This is a genomic window from Pedobacter sp. UYP1 (assembly GCF_040547305.1).
In the GTDB taxonomy this organism is placed as follows: Bacteria; Bacteroidota; Bacteroidia; order Sphingobacteriales; family Sphingobacteriaceae; genus Pedobacter.
The window spans coordinates 128,375-144,640 of the sequence record NZ_JBEPPL010000013.1 but is presented as its reverse complement, the minus strand read 5'-3'; the positions used below and the strand labels follow the sequence as shown (position 1 = coordinate 144,640).

Here is a 16,266-nt window from a genome sequence, read left to right as displayed (position 1 = left end):
TATTTCAATTACAGATCACTTATAAATCACTTAAAGCGCCGACGAAAAAAGCCCTCATTTCAACCCTTTTAAAAGCTAAAAAGAAGGCTTTTAAAGCGATACAAAAGCTTTACTCTTTAAGTTTATATAGTAAGTTAACCGCAATTTTGAACTTCTCATTTTCGCTCTTACGGTCTGCATATTTAATAATGCGATCATTCATAAAAAAGCTGTAATGCTTAAAAAATAATTGATCTGAAAAAACCGTACTACTTTTGCTCATTATAAAATTGTGTCTTTTTAGCATGTCAGCGATATCCGCCACGATTGAAAACCAAAAGTCGAAAGTCATAGGCGCACAATCCCACTCCTTTAGATATTTCTCTTTTTGTTCCTTAAGTTCTTCACAAACGTTAGTTAAGTCCTTCAAAAAACAGGGCATTTCTGCAGGGAACAGATCGTACAATAATTTTGCTCTTTCTGTATTTGTTAAATCATGTAATGATTTCATAACTCAAATATTTAGGAGGATTACTCCCCCAGTGATTGATCAGTTAATTAAGTGCACTGTTGCCAATTTTCGCAAAATCAATGCAAAGATTAAAAGCGGATTGTGTCCGATTCATTGCAGTACCGGACATAATCGATTTAAATTTTGCCTCCTCATCTTTGAAATTCCGAACGTTTTGGTAATAGCCCGTGATTGAATCAGTAATACGAACCTGTGACCACCTGTTGAGTATGAAGAGGATTTTAGATTTACCGCCAGTCATAGAGTAAAGCGTTTGGAACAAGCCCACCCTAACATTTACAACCTTTCGGAAATACAGCATATAGCGCAATACCACAAAATAAGTTTGGAAACCCTTAGAAGACTTAGGGGGCGTTAGACCATTTCATTTCCATACAAGATCCACAAATGTGCAATTCAAACACCACATTTATGGCATTTTTTCACCTCAAATTTGTTATTTCCCCAGGCACAAATTCCCCAACTTTAGATGTATAGTAAATGATGTTATTTGCTAATGTTTTAAGCTAAAAAAAGAAAGGAGTGCTGTGACAAAGAGGACAAATAACTATTGGCAGGTTATGCACCGCCCGTGACGGAAGTCACAAATTCAAATCAATGACAGTTCAATTTTGCATCTATGGAAAGTGCAATCGAAAGAAACAGATTATTTAGGGTTAACGACCGATTTAAAGAATGGATAGTATTAACAATATGTCTTGTCCGTACATTTTTATTTCTGTTTTCGGCCTATGAGAAGGTAATTGATCATGACAGATTTGCTAAAGGCTTATCGAAAGTGTCAATAATCAGTTCATATTCAACACTCATAGCATGGGCTGTACCTACTTTAGAAATACTTGTATCTATATTATTAATCATCCCTAAAACACATAGGTGGGGACTTTATGGATTTACAGGTTTAATGCTCGTGTGTCTCATCCTGAAAAAACCTTACAGGTGATTACTATTAGTCCTTACATTGGTTGGAAAAAATTATCAGAACTAATATCAATCGCTTATGCAGCGATTGAGGACAATTAATTTTAACTCTTAAATAAGCTTCCAGCATTTTATATAAAACAGCCCTCACTGCAGTTTAACTATTTCTCTTACTTCCTTCCAACTACATTTACAAAAGGCCTGACGATCCCTTTGCCATTCTGACCAGTGATCTCTTCGGTCATTTGTTTTACTTCAACATCTGCGAAACCTACTTTGCTGAAAAACGTCTTCACCTCATTAGTGTCGTAAAAAGTAAAATCAGAGCGTGTCCAGGGCAGATCTACTCCAATATTTTTTTCCATAAAGGCCAGGCTAAATTTTCCTCCAGGGCGTAACACACGATATATTTCCTTTAAATGGGCTACGGGGTCTTTCCAGAAATAAATGGTATTTACCGTAAAGCAACCATCAAAGAAATCATTCCCAATAGCTAATGTACCGTTTTCTTTTGCCAGACTAAATTGGGCAGTACCTTCATTTATTTTTAATGCGGGGGCGGACAGGGCCCCGAGTACCACTGTCTCAGAAATATTGTTTCCATAATAACCAATCCCTGTCCCTTTTTGAAAAAGAAACGGAAGGTACTCCCTGCTTTTAAATCCAATCTCTAACACCAAAGAATGGTCGGCCAATCTCAGCTGATCCACAGTTTTGGAAATCATGGTACGGCAAAAAGGTGAAACTTCACGCTCTATTTTTTTGCTTAGTATGTCATCGGGACGACGTGCCTGGATACTTGTTTCTTTAAAATATATCTGCTCTTCCATGTTTTGCTTTCTAAATCTCTTTCCAGATAAATTCTATCAGTGGTCTCAATTTCCCTGAGCTTATTTAATCCACAAAAGTGAGAAATAGCTGCTCCGGAGATTTACACAAAACGGATTTTCTTTTGCAAGAAAATGTAATTTTTGAAAATCTTTACAGAAAACATCCATTTTTTTTATCATTATTGCCTTGATGGCAATTAATGTTGGTAAGGATTATGGGGCTTTGAAAAAGGTAGGTGGGAATTTTGAGCCTTTTTCTAATCAGGGGAAATTCGTTAAAGAAAGCAGGGACAGATACCATTTTTCTTTTAGTGATGCTGAACTCTGGCAAATCAAAACTCCGGACCTTTATATCGTATACGGCGACATTTCATTCAAACAGCGTCAAATCTATTTCAGGCCGACTAACGATCTGCCAGATATGGTTAAATTGCGCTTCACTTTATCTGGCAATGGAACCATATATAATGCAGTGAACAAGCAGCACTATATCTTTAGTTCCAATCAGCAAAACATCATTTACATGCCAGAACTGGATGGTACAGGTGAATATGATACGGACAGTAATTACCGCTTTTTTGAGGTCCATTTTGCGAAGGATAAATTTCTACAACTCGCCGAAAATTCTACCAGGGCGCTGCAGGTTTTAGCTGACCATCTAGATGCTGGACGTTATTCACAAATGGCCGAACAGAACCTGCCGATCTCCTGGGCTATGCAAAATTGTATGCAGGAAATCCTCAATTGCACTTATACAGAAGGACTACGACTCTTATTTATCGAGTCAAAATGTACAGAATTACTTGTGCTTCAGGCCGAAGCTTTTGAAAGTGATGTTTTTAAAAATGAAAATTCGCCCCCACAATCCGCATACGATAAAGATTGTATTTATCATGCCAGAGATTACCTGATTCAGAACATCCAGCAACCACCCTCTGTCGCACAACTGGCAAAGGTATGCGGCATTAATGAATTTAAGCTAAAAAAAGGATTTAAGGGCTTGTTTGACAAAAGCATATTTGGTTATTTAAGTGACCACAAACTCAACTACGCCAGGCAGCTGCTGCTAGAGGGCATACCTATAAAGGCTGTAGCTTTTCAATTGGGTTATTCTTCCGTTCAGCATTTCAGCAATGCATTTAGGAAGAAATTTGCTGTCCAGCCGGGGAAAGTAAGGGTGTAAAATTCATGTTCCCTTTAGCCCCATTTACCTGCATATGAGTCGTATTTACATTTTAATGGTTTTGCATAATTTATAGCTACTTAAGAATGGGCTCTATAATCAGTACATAGAATGTCAAACTCAAACAACTCGTAGCAGATTTAAGTCTGGACAAACATATGCTACAAGATGTACTTAAAAAATGCTTCGGCCAGCCCAGTTGAAGGCGCTGGCCGAAGCGTTAGTAGTCAGTTACAAAGTTGCTGTGCATAGGATTTATGCGGTCACTAAAATTGGGGGAGGCAATTTTTTATTTCTCGTTAATTATTGATTTTTTAAACAGTCTTTCCCAACCTGATTTTCCAATAATCAACGATTTGTAAGCGTGAGTATCACCGTCTATATAAAAATCAAATGCTAAATTTTTTGTACCCAATATTTTGCCCATTTTTAATGGAACGATACGTGTTTTTCCTATCGAAAATTCATTGTTTTTGAAATCATCAAAAAGCCCTAATACATAATTATAAAAATCATTTTCATCTTTAACAGAAGCAAATGCTACTTTGCGGGTTCCATTTATATCATCAGTAAATGACAAAATTTCAACTGTCTTTCCTAAGCGATATAACTGAAATGTTGGCGTTATAGGATTGTTCGCCCCAATTAATTGGGGCGTTATGTTTTTTTTGTCTTCATTAATTTGTTCTTTAGTTCTTCCCACTTTTAGCTGGGCAGAAACATTATTTCCTAGAAAAACTAAGGATAAAAGGCAAATCGCAACTAATATTTTTTTCATATTAATAATTACTAAGTTTATACATTGTATTGCAAATTAAACAATAATGCCATTTAAAGTATTATTAATAAGAATTCTATTAAAAACATTACAATTTGAAAAACACAAAATCGTCGTTGTATACTTCTAAACTTTGTCAAAAGTAAACTAACGCACTGCCTGTTTCAGAATCCCTATTGCTTTTACCATCTCATTTTCCTCCAGCGAAGCAAACCCCATCCTCAATCCATTGGTCATAAATAACTCATTCTTATAAAAACTTCCATTCCCAATATATAACCCCTTTTTCAATGCTTCTTCAGACATTTTAACCAGATCTATCTTTTTATCAAAGTTCGTCCACACAGCCAGCCCCCCTTCCGGAACTTTAAACGCTATCTCCCCGCTAAACTCAGATTTAAGTAACTCACAGAAAAGATTTCTCCGTTGCTTATAAATCTTCAACGACTTCCTAAAATGCCTTTCCATCTCCCCGTTGTCAAACAATACAGCAAATGCTTCTTCCAACAACGTATCCCCTTGCTTATCTATCAGCTGCCTTAATGAAGATGCAGCATCAACAAATGCTAAAGGCCCAATCATAAACCCGGTTCTCAACCCAGGAGCAAAAGTCTTCGTAATTGAACCAATATAAATTACGTTATGATTGTGATCAATAGTTGCCAACGGTACATAAGGCTTATTATCATAATGGAAATCAAAATCATAGTCGTCTTCAATAATTGCAAAGCGGTATCCTTTAGCCAGATTTAATAGTTTCAACCTTCTTTCCATGCTCATCGTAACCGTTGTAGGGAAGTGATGATGCGGTATAATATATACCGCCTTTAAAATCTTCTTCTTCAAAACCTCTTCCAGATAATCAATGTCCATACCATTCTCATCTACAGGGATCCGTATAAGGTTAGCCCCAGCATAAATGAAAGTATCATCAGCAGAACGATAATTTGAAACTCCAACTGCGATATTGTCAGAAGGCCCGAGCAACAATTGAGCTGCTAAATAGATACCCATCTGGCTGCCCTTTGTAATCATTATATTTTCAGAAGGAACAACTAATCCCCTGGTGTTCGAGAGATAATTAGCAATAGATTCCCGAAGATGCTCTGATCCTTTGGAGCTACCATATTTCAGAAAATTTTTACCGAAGAATTTTCTGGAAAGACTACGATACTCACGCATCAAATTATCTACCGGGGCCAAACGCACATCAGGAAAACCATCATCAATAGTTAGAATGGTTTTTTGAAAATTATCACTGGGTATTGCTTTTTCAAAATGATTAGTCCAGATGAAAGGCTCCTGAGAACCATTATTTTTATTGACTTCGGTTATTCCGGTTTTGGAAAGCACAGGTAATTTAGAAAGGACAAACACTCCCTGGCGCTCAATAGATTCAGCCCATCCCTGGCTAATCAATTCCTCATACGCCAGTTTCACCGTATTTCTATTAATACTTATCAATTCTGCAAGTACGCGGGAGCTTGGTAATATATCAGATGGTTTAAGCGTACCATTTGTAATCAATGATATAAAAGTATTGCACACCTGGATATATAGCGTTACAGAAGATTTCCGATCAACCTGAATTAATGATTTATAAGGTAACATCTGGGCTGTGGTTTACATGAAAATAGATATACAAATCTACCCCAATATTTTCATATAATAATTGTTATAACAGTACTTGAACAGTTAAATCTGGGCTGGTATATTTCTCAAAACTGGTCTGTAAAAACAGCCCAGCACTGAGCTAGATTTGTACTATAAATTATTAAAGATATAACACATGAAAAACTCATTTACAGTACCTCAGCTTCTTCTGCGTATTGCATTAGGCATAGGTTTCCTAACCACTGTAGCGGACAGATCAGGTCTTTCAGGCCCGATGGGAACTAACAATATCGAATGGGGTAACTGGGATAACTTTATAAAATACACAGCAACACTAATGCCTTTTCTGGATAGACCAGCGGTGAACGTGATGGGTAGCATTGCCACTTTAGCTGAAGCCTTAATTGGAATTCTCCTGCTTATCGGATATAAAACAAGATTAGCTGCAATTGGTAGTTGTTTACTGACACTTACCTTCGCCATAGCAATGACGTTATTCCTGGGAATAAAAGCTCCAATCAACTTTGCGGTATTTTCAACTTGTACAGGCAGCTTACTGCTTGCTACAATTCCAATTTACAATTGGAGCATTGATAACTTAATACAACCAACTATAAGTTAAAGCAGACAAGATACCTTCATTGATCAGAACTGAACTAATCAATGAAGGTGTCTGTTTAAGTTTAGAATTTCAATGTTATATTTCCAGTAACTCTTGTAGGATTCTGAGCTGCAAGTCTATAAGACCAGTATTTCTCATTGGTCAGGTTATCTACTTTTACACCAATCCTAAACGTTGGTCTGTCATAAAAAACAGAAGCATCCAGTACAGTATAAGAAGGAATGCTGAACTTAAAGGTTGACGTATTCGTTTGATAGTATTCACTACCATAAATTCCACCAATTCCTAAACCCAGACCTTGAACTGGTCCTCTGATTACCCGGTAACTGGCCCAGAAGTTTGCCGTTCTTGGAGAACCTGCGGTTGTTGGACGCAATCCCTGAATAGATGCATTAGCGTTTGCGAATTTACTGTCATTATAAGTATATCCAGCTACAATATTCAAACCAGGGAAAGGATTGGTAATAATCTCAGCTTCAAATCCTTTACTTAATTGCGTTCCGTCCTGAATTGAAAAGTTAGGATGATTAAGATCATCAATAAGCATATTGGTTACTTTGATATTATAGTAACTAAAAGTAGCTGTGATTTTACTCAAATCCAGCTTTACACCACCTTCCATTTGATTAGCCTGGTTCGGCTTAAACGTATTTCCGTTAAAATCTGAACCACTTACATTGTTAAAACCATTCATGTAATTACCAAACAGGGATACTTTATCTTTCACAACTTGGTAAACAAGTCCGAATTTTGGAGATAAAGCTGTCTGGTTAAACTTACCAGCTGTAGAATCTACATTTGCATAATAACTTCCTTTATTGAAATACCTGTCAACACGTAAACTGGCCATTGCCAATAACCTGTCAGTAACGTTCAACACATCAGACACATATGCACTATACGTATTCTCATTGTTGGTCACAAAATTGGTGATTTTCTTCACATCAATTGCTGAGAATAATGGTGATATTTTCGAGTAATTGAAGTTATTGTATGCCAGGCCCGGTTTCTTATAATTCAAATCTGGCATGTTAACAATAGCATCATTTCTTGTTGCACGCAAGCTATAAAAATCCAAACCAGCAACAATTCTGTTTCTAAGCCTGCCAATCTTAAAATTACCTGTAAAATTCTGCTGAATATTAGTCCCATAATAAGGATAATCCTGATTGGTAACTGATTGTCTTAATGTTGAATCACTTACCGCAGCAAGCGATACTACATAACCTTCGGATGAAGATCTTGTACGCGAGATTACTGTCTGTGAATTCCACTGATCAGAAATCTTATACTTCAACTGTGTGAAGATATTATATTGCTGACTGGTATAGTTAACGGTATTGTTAGCGAAAGATAAGTTATAAGGAATACCCATTTCTGTAATACTTCTTGCTTTAGCTTTTGGGTTTATATAAGGTGTTAAACGCGTAGGTGAAGTCCCTTTAAATCCTCCCCACTCCACATCGACTAAAATAGTCAGCCTGTCATTGACAGCATAAGAAAAGCTTGGTGCAAATAAAAAGTTCTTATTGAACCCCGCATCCTGAAAGCTCCTTTCACTGTGTAAAGAAGTGTTAATCCTTAATAAAGCAGTTTTATCGGCATTTAAAGGTGTATTGATATCGGCCGTTAAACGGTTCAGATCCCAACTCGCTGCCGAATAAGAGATTTCGCCCTTAAAAGTATCGAATGGCTTTTTGGTGACCCTATTGAACAATCCACCAAATGAAGATAAAGTACTGCCAAATAAAGTAGCAGAAGGACCTTTAATCACTTCAATACGTTCCAGATTCGCCGGGTCTACAGTTGCATAGGTAAAGCTCCCTACCCCATTCCGTACAACCTGTGGTGTAGGAAAACCTCTGGAAATAGAAGTTGTTCTTCCTTGGTTCCTTATTTCGGCAATACCAGCTCCAGGAACATTCTTAAAGGCACTGTTGTAATCCGTCACAATCTGCTCTTTCATAAGCTCTTTACTTACGATAGTATAAACCTGTGGATTCTCTATATTTTTCAATGGCATTTTAGAAACGTCATCGCTTTCCTTTTTAGCAAAGCGGTTGCCTCCTGTCTGGATAATTACTTCTTCCAGGTTCTCGGTCGATGAATTTAGCTTGATTGCAACAGTATCAGATAGTTTGCTTTCTGTAAGTTCTACCTTGACACTGTAAGTTTTATAGCCAATCATAACGACCTCTATCGTGTAATTTCCTAAAGGCACCTTTTTAAATTCAAAATTACCTGCGGAATTCGTTTTTGTAGTTTTTTTAAGCTCCTTTAGCTTTACAGTCACTCCCTGAGCTTCTGTTCCATCATTAGTGGTAATGAGACCGGTTATTTCCCCTGTTGCCGGCTTTGTCTTTTGAGCCTGTGCATGCTGTGAAAAAGGGAATATTAAAACTACCGTTAAACAGGTTAAGATCCAGAGGGTTCTTAACCCGACTGGCGATCTTTCATTTGGTAGGATATGGAATAAATTATTAGGGTGTAAAGGTTTTTTCATGTATTCTTTATTTAAACTAAATCTAATTAGTGGCGAAATAACACAATTTATTCTGCTAAACAAAGTGATCTTTTTAAGAACTTATCCTGTACTCCCCGAATGTTTATAAATGACAAGAGCCTTCAATATGAAGGCTCTTGTAGAACTAAAAAATTTAAAATGCCGATAGAATTCTATATTACAATATTTAATTTTCTATCTCAAACCTAAGCTGGAATTAGGTTAGTAGAAATACCGATTCTATTCCATGCATTAATAGTAATAATAGCTAATATCACTTGTGCAAGATAAGTTTCATCAACAATTTTAGCTGCCTGCTCATAGGTCTCATCTTTTACATGGTTACTGATTAAAGTAACCTCCTCGGTGAGGGCAAGTATTGCGCGTTCTTCTTCTGAAAAAAACGGAGTATCGCGCCAGGCATTCAATGCGTAAATACGCTGCTCAGTTTCGCCAGCTTTACGCGCATCTTTAGTATGCATATTAATGCAAAAGGCACATCCATTTATCTGTGAAGCTCTGATTTTAATCAGGTCTTTATGAGTTCTTGTCAATGGTGTGCTTTCAATAAATTTTTCCAGTCCAAGAATTGCGCTATACCCAGCTGACGCTAGTTTTTCTATGTTAATTCGCGTTTTCATATCTTAATGATTTACAAGATTTATATGTTGCTGCAAAATTAGCGCAACCGCATGGATACTAAATATACCAGTTACAGAATAAAGGGTGGCCCAGTGGATCTTAATCTATTTTACCCAATCAGCCATCCGGTATATCGTCTTCAAATGCCTGATTTTACTTATAAACTCCATCTCCCTCATTACTCCCCCGTTCGTTTCCGGAAAAGTAACAAATATGGTTTTAAGGATTTGCGCTAATATTTTGAAAAAATACCTCTGGTAATGTAAAAAAACAATGGAGAATACAAAATAAAAGAGCCAGGAATAAAGATGTAAGGATGCCAAAGATACAGATACCGCCAACCATAGCCATGGCTTTCATTTATATAAGTATAAACCAATATTCCTGCTGCCAAAGCAATAAATAGTAGCAGCCCAATTACATTAAGCAATATAATGCCATTTGTTTTCGAAGGAAGATTAACCAAAAATTTCTTGATGTAATAAATAAATATGATGATCCAGAGTGCCGTGCCCACGCCAAGCAAAATGAATGATTCGCCGGCAGATGTTTGAATTATCTCATAATCACTTCGATGATGACCTCGGTAATGGAGAATGAGTGGCAGTCCAATCGCAAAAAACAACCAGTAGATGGCCCAAAATATACTAAAGAATTTCCAAAATTTCATAGAAACCAGTTTTTCAGAGATTAAAATAAAGCTTCACGTTTCTATGTTAAAGGTAGGTAATATTTTATTCGCGGGGATGCGTAATTTTATATCGGTGAGTTCGTGTAAACCATATAATTGGATCCGTAATCTTAAAAACAGATTTAAGGATAATGCTAAGAATTAGCTAGAGAAGGTGCCTGAAAAGCATCCTCTCTAGCTAAAAACCCACCTCATCAATACTTTATACAACTAAACTAACAAGCAACGAACAACTAAACTAACAAGCAACCGCCTCTATAATTGAAAATGCAGCATGGTTAAATACAACCTTTACCTCATTAAAACCTGAACTATCCAGCAGTTTAGAAAACTCTGTTAAAGTCCTTTCTTTTCCATTATGCAATACCTGCATATGAATATCCAACAAGAGATCAAAAGCATCACATTCCGCAATATCCTCACTCATCAAACGCTCTGCAATAATTAACCTTTTACCTGGTTGCATAGCCAAACGGCAAGAATGCAAAATATTTAAAACCTCCCGATCCGGCCAATCATGCAGCACCCAGGAAAGTATATAAAGATCCCCTGCTCCCGGAACAGAATCAAAAAAACTGCCCTCAACAAACGATAAACGTTCCTCAGTCCTGGAGACATCTGCTAAAATCCCTGGCTGATCGTATACAATCCCAGTTATATCCACATTTCTTTTCAAAATCTCCTGCAACAACGTGCCCTTACCTCCGCCAACATCCACAATTAACCTTGCAGATTCAAGCGGTATATTCGCAGCTACCGTAGCATGCCGCCCGGCATAGCCCCGGGACATATATTGCTGATAAACTTTGACTTCATCCTCATGCGCATCCATATAACTAAAAAACTGTTGATGGTGAACATGCTCAAAAGCCTCTTCTCCCGTTTTCAGCGCATGCCCAAGTGCTCCCCAAGCCTGCCAGATACCCGGAGAAGTCCAAAACCTGGCAGCCCAGTGCTGAGAAGAAACATTATCTTTTCTTAACAATAAGGACTGCTCATTATGGCTGATATTTCCGTCACTATCCATCGAGAAAAATCCAAAAGAAACCAGAGCCCTGCATATCCTTAAAAGCACATCCTCATTTACATTTAACTTCTGCGCAGCACTGCTCACAGGCATAGCACCAGCCTGATCCAGCTCATCGGGTAGTCCCGCTTCACAGATTACACCGATCATCTGAGTTATACCCATTCCACGAATCAGGTAATTTATATTTTGATTGTTATTACTCATCTTTAATTAGTTATAATTTCCCCTCAAAAGAACGTTCACTACTGACTGTTTCATTTAAACCTAACAAGCCTCTGAATACATCAGTTAGCTGTGAGTTTGTTTCCAGCCCAGCAATACTTCTCCACATGATATATCCATCTGGCCTGACTAAAATACATCCCTCTTCCTTTACTTCCCTGATCTCTGCCCAATCCCCATAAAGATCCTGAACATCTCTGCCCGGACCAATAATAAAAGTACGGATTGACACCGCAAATTCTGCCTCTGCAGCTGCCGCAGCAGCTAGCCAGTCTTCCCCGCCTATACCAGTTAAAAGAACAAATTTCCCTTTACCAGCTATAGTTAAGGAAGATACCTCTTGTCCATCTTTATTGAACCACACATGAGGCAGACGGTTTCCAGGAAAAGTAGAAGGCTGATAGTATAAATCTTTATCACGCAACAAAACCGGAGGAACAGCATGATCGGTTAGGATAGCAGATGATTCATATCGGATATTAAGTTCTGTTCCCTGGGTGGCAAATTCGTAAGATTTAAGTTCAATTGCCTTCCGCAACTTCTCTCTTCTCACCGCACCTTCTTCAGAAGACTCCTTAATAATAGCCATATTGGCTTTCATTTTTTCTACGTCCTGTGTATCAGTTAGCCCAAGTGCTTCAAAGATTGGTGCAAACTCCCTGATACTCAGATTAGCCCTATTTACTATCTGCTTACCTATCGGTGTACGTTCTTCATTATAAGAATCCAGTAATGCAACACTAGCTTTACCCTTCAGTACCAGGTCAAGTTTCCAAATTAAATTATAAGCATCCTGAATGGAACTATTAGAGCCTAACCCATTAGATGGCGGATGGCGATGTACTGCATCTCCAAGGCAGAAAACCCTTCCAGAAGAATAACGGGTAGCATACATCTGGTTTACTTTCCATACAGACGCCGTTTTGATTTCAATCGGAACCTGATCGTCACCAATAAGCTGATGTGCAATTTTCGTTACATTTTCATCAGACAGATCCGGCAGCTCTCCATTAATATCATAACCCCAAACAATCTGCCATTCATTCCACGGGCGCACCATCCTCAATAATCCCATACCAATCCCTCCTATATTTGCACCTGGCTGCAATACCCACCACAGATAACCGGGACGATGGCTGATATACTTTGATAAATCTGCGTTAAATATAATTCTGATACTGCCCGAGATCCCCATGTTTCCTTCCATAGGAAGATCGAGATTAGCCGCCACCTTACTATTGCCGCCATCTGCTCCCAGTAAATATTTAGTACGGATAAAGTATGGAACCCCTGTTAACCTGTCCATGATCCGGACAGTTACGCCATCTTCGTCTTGTACATGATCCAGATATTCTGCATCAAACCGTACATGTGACCCTCTGCTGGCCGCATTTGACAGCAGAATTGGTTCTAAGAGATGCTGAGGAAGATCACATTGCTTACAAGGACTCGAAACAGCATAATCTGTTTTTCTGCTTGCCCTGTTAGCCCCATAAGGAAGCCTTCCAAGTTCCTCCCCATTGATACTGGTACAGAAAACAACGTTGCCCATCACCTCCAGTGGCGAAGCTTTTTGTATAATTTCTTCATCAACACCAATATCCTTCATAATCTCCATGGTACGTTGATTAATATAATGAGCTCTTGGAGAGTCGGCCAGCCAGCGATATTTAGTCACTACCATATTTGAAAGGCCATAAGTACTGCATAAAAGTGCGGCAGAAGCACCCGCCGGGCCGCTGCCAATAATCAAAACATCAGTATGGAACATATATTTTTATAGGTTTAGGTTATATATTTTCAATTGGATCATTAATAGCGTCATATTCAAAAACCCATGTGGGGTCCATTGGATCTTTTAACCAGGTATTTTCTCCCGATTGTTGCTGCACTTTACTCGTACGCGCCACACGCGCATGCGCATATCTCTTAAAAACATGTTCATAGTCATCATCTTTTGCCTGTTCAAAACAACGAACAAGGATAGCCGCGTCTTCCATTGCCATTGCTGCACCTTGCGCCATATGCGGCCGCATAGGATGACAAGCATCACCCAGTAAAACAATACGCTGATGATGCCATAGCGGAAGTGGCGGACGTTCGAAAAGTGGCCATATCCGCTGATTGGTACTTGCACCAAGAATCTCTTGTACATGAGGATGAAACCCCTTGAAACCAGCCATCAGCTCTTCTTTAGTCCCCTCTTTAACAGGGACTTCATAGTCCCAGCTATCGGCAGGCATGCCGGCAACAAAGTAGTAGAGACTTCTATTTTTATTGAGATAATAAGAGATTACAAAACGATCCTCTGCCCACCATTTGGTCAGGTCATCCATTGGCGTTGATTTGAGTTGGTGCGTAGTGATGACAGACCGGAATGCCACCTGTCCTGAAAACACAGGATCAGATTTCCCAATCAGGAGTTCCCTGACCATAGAATAAAGCCCATCTGCACCGATTACGTAGTCTGCGGTATATTCAGAGCCATCCTGAAAGTAAAGATTTACACCAGCTTCAAACTGCTCCAGGTTTTTAAGCCGTTTACCATAGTGGATGGTATCAGGCTTAAGAGTTGAAAGAATTGCATGGTGAAAATCGCCACGGTTAACGGTGATATAAGGGTTATTCAGCCCTTGCGCATTCAGTAATAAATTGAATGAGATTTCTCCGGTATCCCATGTCCTGCTGGTAAATGCTGCTGGTGCAGACGAACAATTTAAAAGGATATTTTCCAGACCTATGTGGCGCATTATACGCATTGCATTTGGCGTAACATGTATTCCCGCACCAGCCGGAACAAACGCTTTGTATTGTTCAAAAACAATAACATTATAACCATATTGCTGCAATAAAGACGCTATAGTTGCCCCACCAAGCCCGCCTCCGATCACAGCATAAACTGCTTCCTTTTTCATTTGGCTACGCTGGTTGGGTTCTTAAATGTTTTCAGCAATTCCAGGAGCTCTTTTCTATGATCGTCTTCCATGTGCGCAGGTTTCTGCTCTCTGACAGATTTGATGTATTGCCAGAAATCAGAGCTTTGATTGATCCCATAATCAGGAGCCATAGATACAAGCCTGATTCTCGATAAAAAATCTGGCTCTGTTTTTCCATCATTCTTTTTTACGACAGTCCCCGCATTAAGAAAATATGGAAGGATAGATACACCTTTTGAATCAGGTGTCCATATAAGATATAACTCCTGTGGTTTATCTGTCGTATTCATAAAACCGTGTATATAAAATCTTGCACCGTAAAAGAGTTCTTTTGGTCGCATCGGCATCAGATCAACAATATCTTTAGGGGCATTTTCGCCTGGTATTTTTTTAAGATCGGGATAAGCGGTTTCTCCCATAAACATAGAAAATCCACCATCAGGTGCATAAAACCACTCATCAGTCCAATGATGAATATGAGGTGGAGGGCCCACATGTGGCGGTACAATCAATTTGGCAAATAAATATTTTCCATCAGAAGATTTTCCAGTTTGCAGGAAACGAAATGTTTCTCCCGCAGGACCTAAAACAACCGGTTCATCACCGGTAGATGGAATTTCAGGAAAATTAAAAGGGATATAACTTTTTGCAGAGGTCAGGCAGGTAGCTACCCCACCCGCTTTTTTAGCTGGTTTTTTATAGGATAACAGGACTAAAGCTGCTGTGATCATCAGGGCAGCACCCGTCATTAATAATATTGTTTTTTTCATAGAGCGTATGCGTTTAATAGTTATAATTTAATAGGGCTTCTTGCTTGTAAAATGGATTCAGACAGGGAACTAAAACCTAGTGATGCAATATGGAGCGGAGGAACAGTTGCATAAAAATTATTGAAGATTTCCAGAGATAATACCCCTTTGTATCCATTATCAAATAATGCTCTCAAAAATGACGGTACATCAAAGTCACCGTATCCGGGAAAACACCTGAATTCACGGCTCCACCTTTTTACATCTATTGGTAACTTGGGTGCATCCGCTATTTGAGTAAAAAACACCTTTTCCATAGGAATAAGGTTGATGTGTTCAAGAGAATCTTCCAGGCAAAAGGTGTGAAAGGTATCTAATACAATGCCCAGAGACGGAGAATCCACCATTTTTACCAGGCGCCATGCGTCCATATAAGTTTTAATATGACTGCCCCACGATAAAGCTTCGTAACCAATTAACAAATTTCGTTTAGCTGCGAGGTCAGCGAGAACCTGTAAATCTTCGGCCATTAAATCTTCAGAACTTACAGTCAGATCAGCAACATTACTACAAAGTAATGTCGTCTGTATGTTCAATTCACCCATGGTATCAAAGATCTTTTCAAGCTGATCATGCTTGTGTTGCAGGTGACTACGCGAACATCCTTCATAATCGCGCAACGGCTGAAGCGCAATTATTTTCAAGTTATAATCGTCCGCTAAAGCCTTTAGCTCTTTGAGCGTACCATCAAAATTTTCAAGGTCCGTTAGTGTAAGTTCTACACCTTCGAAACCGGCTAGAGAGATTGCCTGGAACTTTTCCTGCAATTCCCCACCGAGGGAAACTGTTGCTATTGATTTCATATAAAGTAGGATAATGTCAATTTGTAGCTTATTTTCAAGCTTTTGTTGTCCTGTAAAACCGGACTCAGGCAATAAGTGGTAACATCAGTTAATAAGAGGGCAAAATATTAGCTATTTAAAATAAAATAAACACTAATACAATTATTTAAAACTAAATAACAACCATTATTA

Annotated in this window: 15 protein-coding genes; 3 read left to right on the top strand and 12 right to left on the bottom strand. The window is 38.6% G+C overall.

Features of this window, described 5'->3' with window-relative positions:
* Positions 1-109 precede the first annotated feature (109 nt).
* On the bottom strand, positions 110-490 hold the full coding sequence (locus tag ABIB30_RS21265; protein ID WP_354305061.1) for a hypothetical protein: 381 nt from the start codon (positions 488-490) through the stop codon (positions 110-112).
* A 640-nt stretch (positions 491-1,130) separates the two neighbouring features.
* Here ABIB30_RS21265 and ABIB30_RS21260 point away from each other — a divergent pair.
* Positions 1,131-1,454 (top strand): MauE/DoxX family redox-associated membrane protein, encoded by a 324-nt coding sequence (locus ABIB30_RS21260; protein ID WP_354305060.1) that lies wholly within the window; start codon positions 1,131-1,133, stop codon positions 1,452-1,454.
* A gap of 148 nt (positions 1,455-1,602) precedes the next feature.
* On the opposite strand, the gene ABIB30_RS21255 is transcribed toward ABIB30_RS21260, so the two are convergent.
* Positions 1,603-2,262: a class I SAM-dependent methyltransferase gene (locus tag ABIB30_RS21255; RefSeq protein WP_354305058.1), complete on the bottom strand. Its 660-nt coding sequence runs from the start codon at positions 2,260-2,262 to the stop codon at positions 1,603-1,605.
* A 190-nt stretch (positions 2,263-2,452) separates the two neighbouring features.
* Here ABIB30_RS21255 and ABIB30_RS21250 point away from each other — a divergent pair, with 190 nt between their 5' ends.
* On the top strand, positions 2,453-3,445 hold the full coding sequence (locus tag ABIB30_RS21250) for a helix-turn-helix transcriptional regulator (RefSeq protein WP_354305057.1): 993 nt from the start codon (positions 2,453-2,455) through the stop codon (positions 3,443-3,445).
* Positions 3,446-3,734: 289 nt separating this feature from the next.
* Here the strand turns inward: ABIB30_RS21250 and ABIB30_RS21245 are convergent, their stop codons facing one another.
* Positions 3,735-4,223, bottom strand: coding sequence for a hypothetical protein (locus ABIB30_RS21245; protein WP_354305056.1), 489 nt, complete (start codon positions 4,221-4,223; stop codon positions 3,735-3,737).
* Positions 4,224-4,370: 147 nt separating this feature from the next.
* Positions 4,371-5,834: a MocR-like pyridoxine biosynthesis transcription factor PdxR gene (gene pdxR, locus ABIB30_RS21240; RefSeq protein WP_354305055.1), complete on the bottom strand. Its 1,464-nt coding sequence runs from the start codon at positions 5,832-5,834 to the stop codon at positions 4,371-4,373.
* 178 nt (positions 5,835-6,012) lie between these two features.
* Here pdxR and ABIB30_RS21235 point away from each other — a divergent pair, with 178 nt between their 5' ends.
* Complete coding sequence (locus ABIB30_RS21235) at positions 6,013-6,459, top strand: MauE/DoxX family redox-associated membrane protein (RefSeq protein WP_354305054.1); 447 nt, start codon at positions 6,013-6,015, stop codon at positions 6,457-6,459.
* Positions 6,460-6,520: 61 nt separating this feature from the next.
* On the opposite strand, the gene ABIB30_RS21230 is transcribed toward ABIB30_RS21235, so the two are convergent.
* The 8 genes from ABIB30_RS21230 to ABIB30_RS21195 form a co-directional block, all read right to left on the bottom strand.
* Complete coding sequence (locus ABIB30_RS21230; RefSeq protein WP_354305053.1) at positions 6,521-8,962, bottom strand: TonB-dependent siderophore receptor; 2,442 nt, start codon at positions 8,960-8,962, stop codon at positions 6,521-6,523.
* Between the two features lie 206 nt (positions 8,963-9,168).
* Positions 9,169-9,603, bottom strand: coding sequence for a carboxymuconolactone decarboxylase family protein (locus ABIB30_RS21225; protein WP_354305052.1), 435 nt, complete (start codon positions 9,601-9,603; stop codon positions 9,169-9,171).
* 233 nt (positions 9,604-9,836) lie between these two features.
* Positions 9,837-10,274, bottom strand: a complete 438-nt coding sequence (locus tag ABIB30_RS21220) for a hypothetical protein (RefSeq protein WP_354305051.1) — start codon at positions 10,272-10,274, stop codon at positions 9,837-9,839.
* A 259-nt stretch (positions 10,275-10,533) separates the two neighbouring features.
* The gene (locus ABIB30_RS21215; protein ID WP_354305050.1) at positions 10,534-11,529 is read right to left on the bottom strand and encodes a methyltransferase; all 996 of its coding nucleotides are present in this window, start codon (positions 11,527-11,529) and stop codon (positions 10,534-10,536) included.
* Positions 11,530-11,539: 10 nt separating this feature from the next.
* Positions 11,540-13,318, bottom strand: coding sequence for an FAD-dependent oxidoreductase (locus tag ABIB30_RS21210; RefSeq protein WP_354305049.1), 1,779 nt, complete (start codon positions 13,316-13,318; stop codon positions 11,540-11,542).
* Positions 13,319-13,337: 19 nt separating this feature from the next.
* Positions 13,338-14,462 (bottom strand): FAD-dependent monooxygenase, encoded by a 1,125-nt coding sequence (locus ABIB30_RS21205; RefSeq protein ID WP_354305048.1) that lies wholly within the window; start codon positions 14,460-14,462, stop codon positions 13,338-13,340.
* Positions 14,459-15,253 (bottom strand): cupin domain-containing protein, encoded by a 795-nt coding sequence (locus ABIB30_RS21200; protein WP_354305047.1) that lies wholly within the window; start codon positions 15,251-15,253, stop codon positions 14,459-14,461. Before ABIB30_RS21200 ends, ABIB30_RS21205 begins: the two co-directional genes overlap by 4 nt.
* Positions 15,254-15,273: 20 nt before the next feature.
* Complete coding sequence (locus ABIB30_RS21195) at positions 15,274-16,095, bottom strand: sugar phosphate isomerase/epimerase family protein (RefSeq protein WP_354305046.1); 822 nt, start codon at positions 16,093-16,095, stop codon at positions 15,274-15,276.
* Between the last annotated feature and the right edge of the window lie 171 nt (positions 16,096-16,266).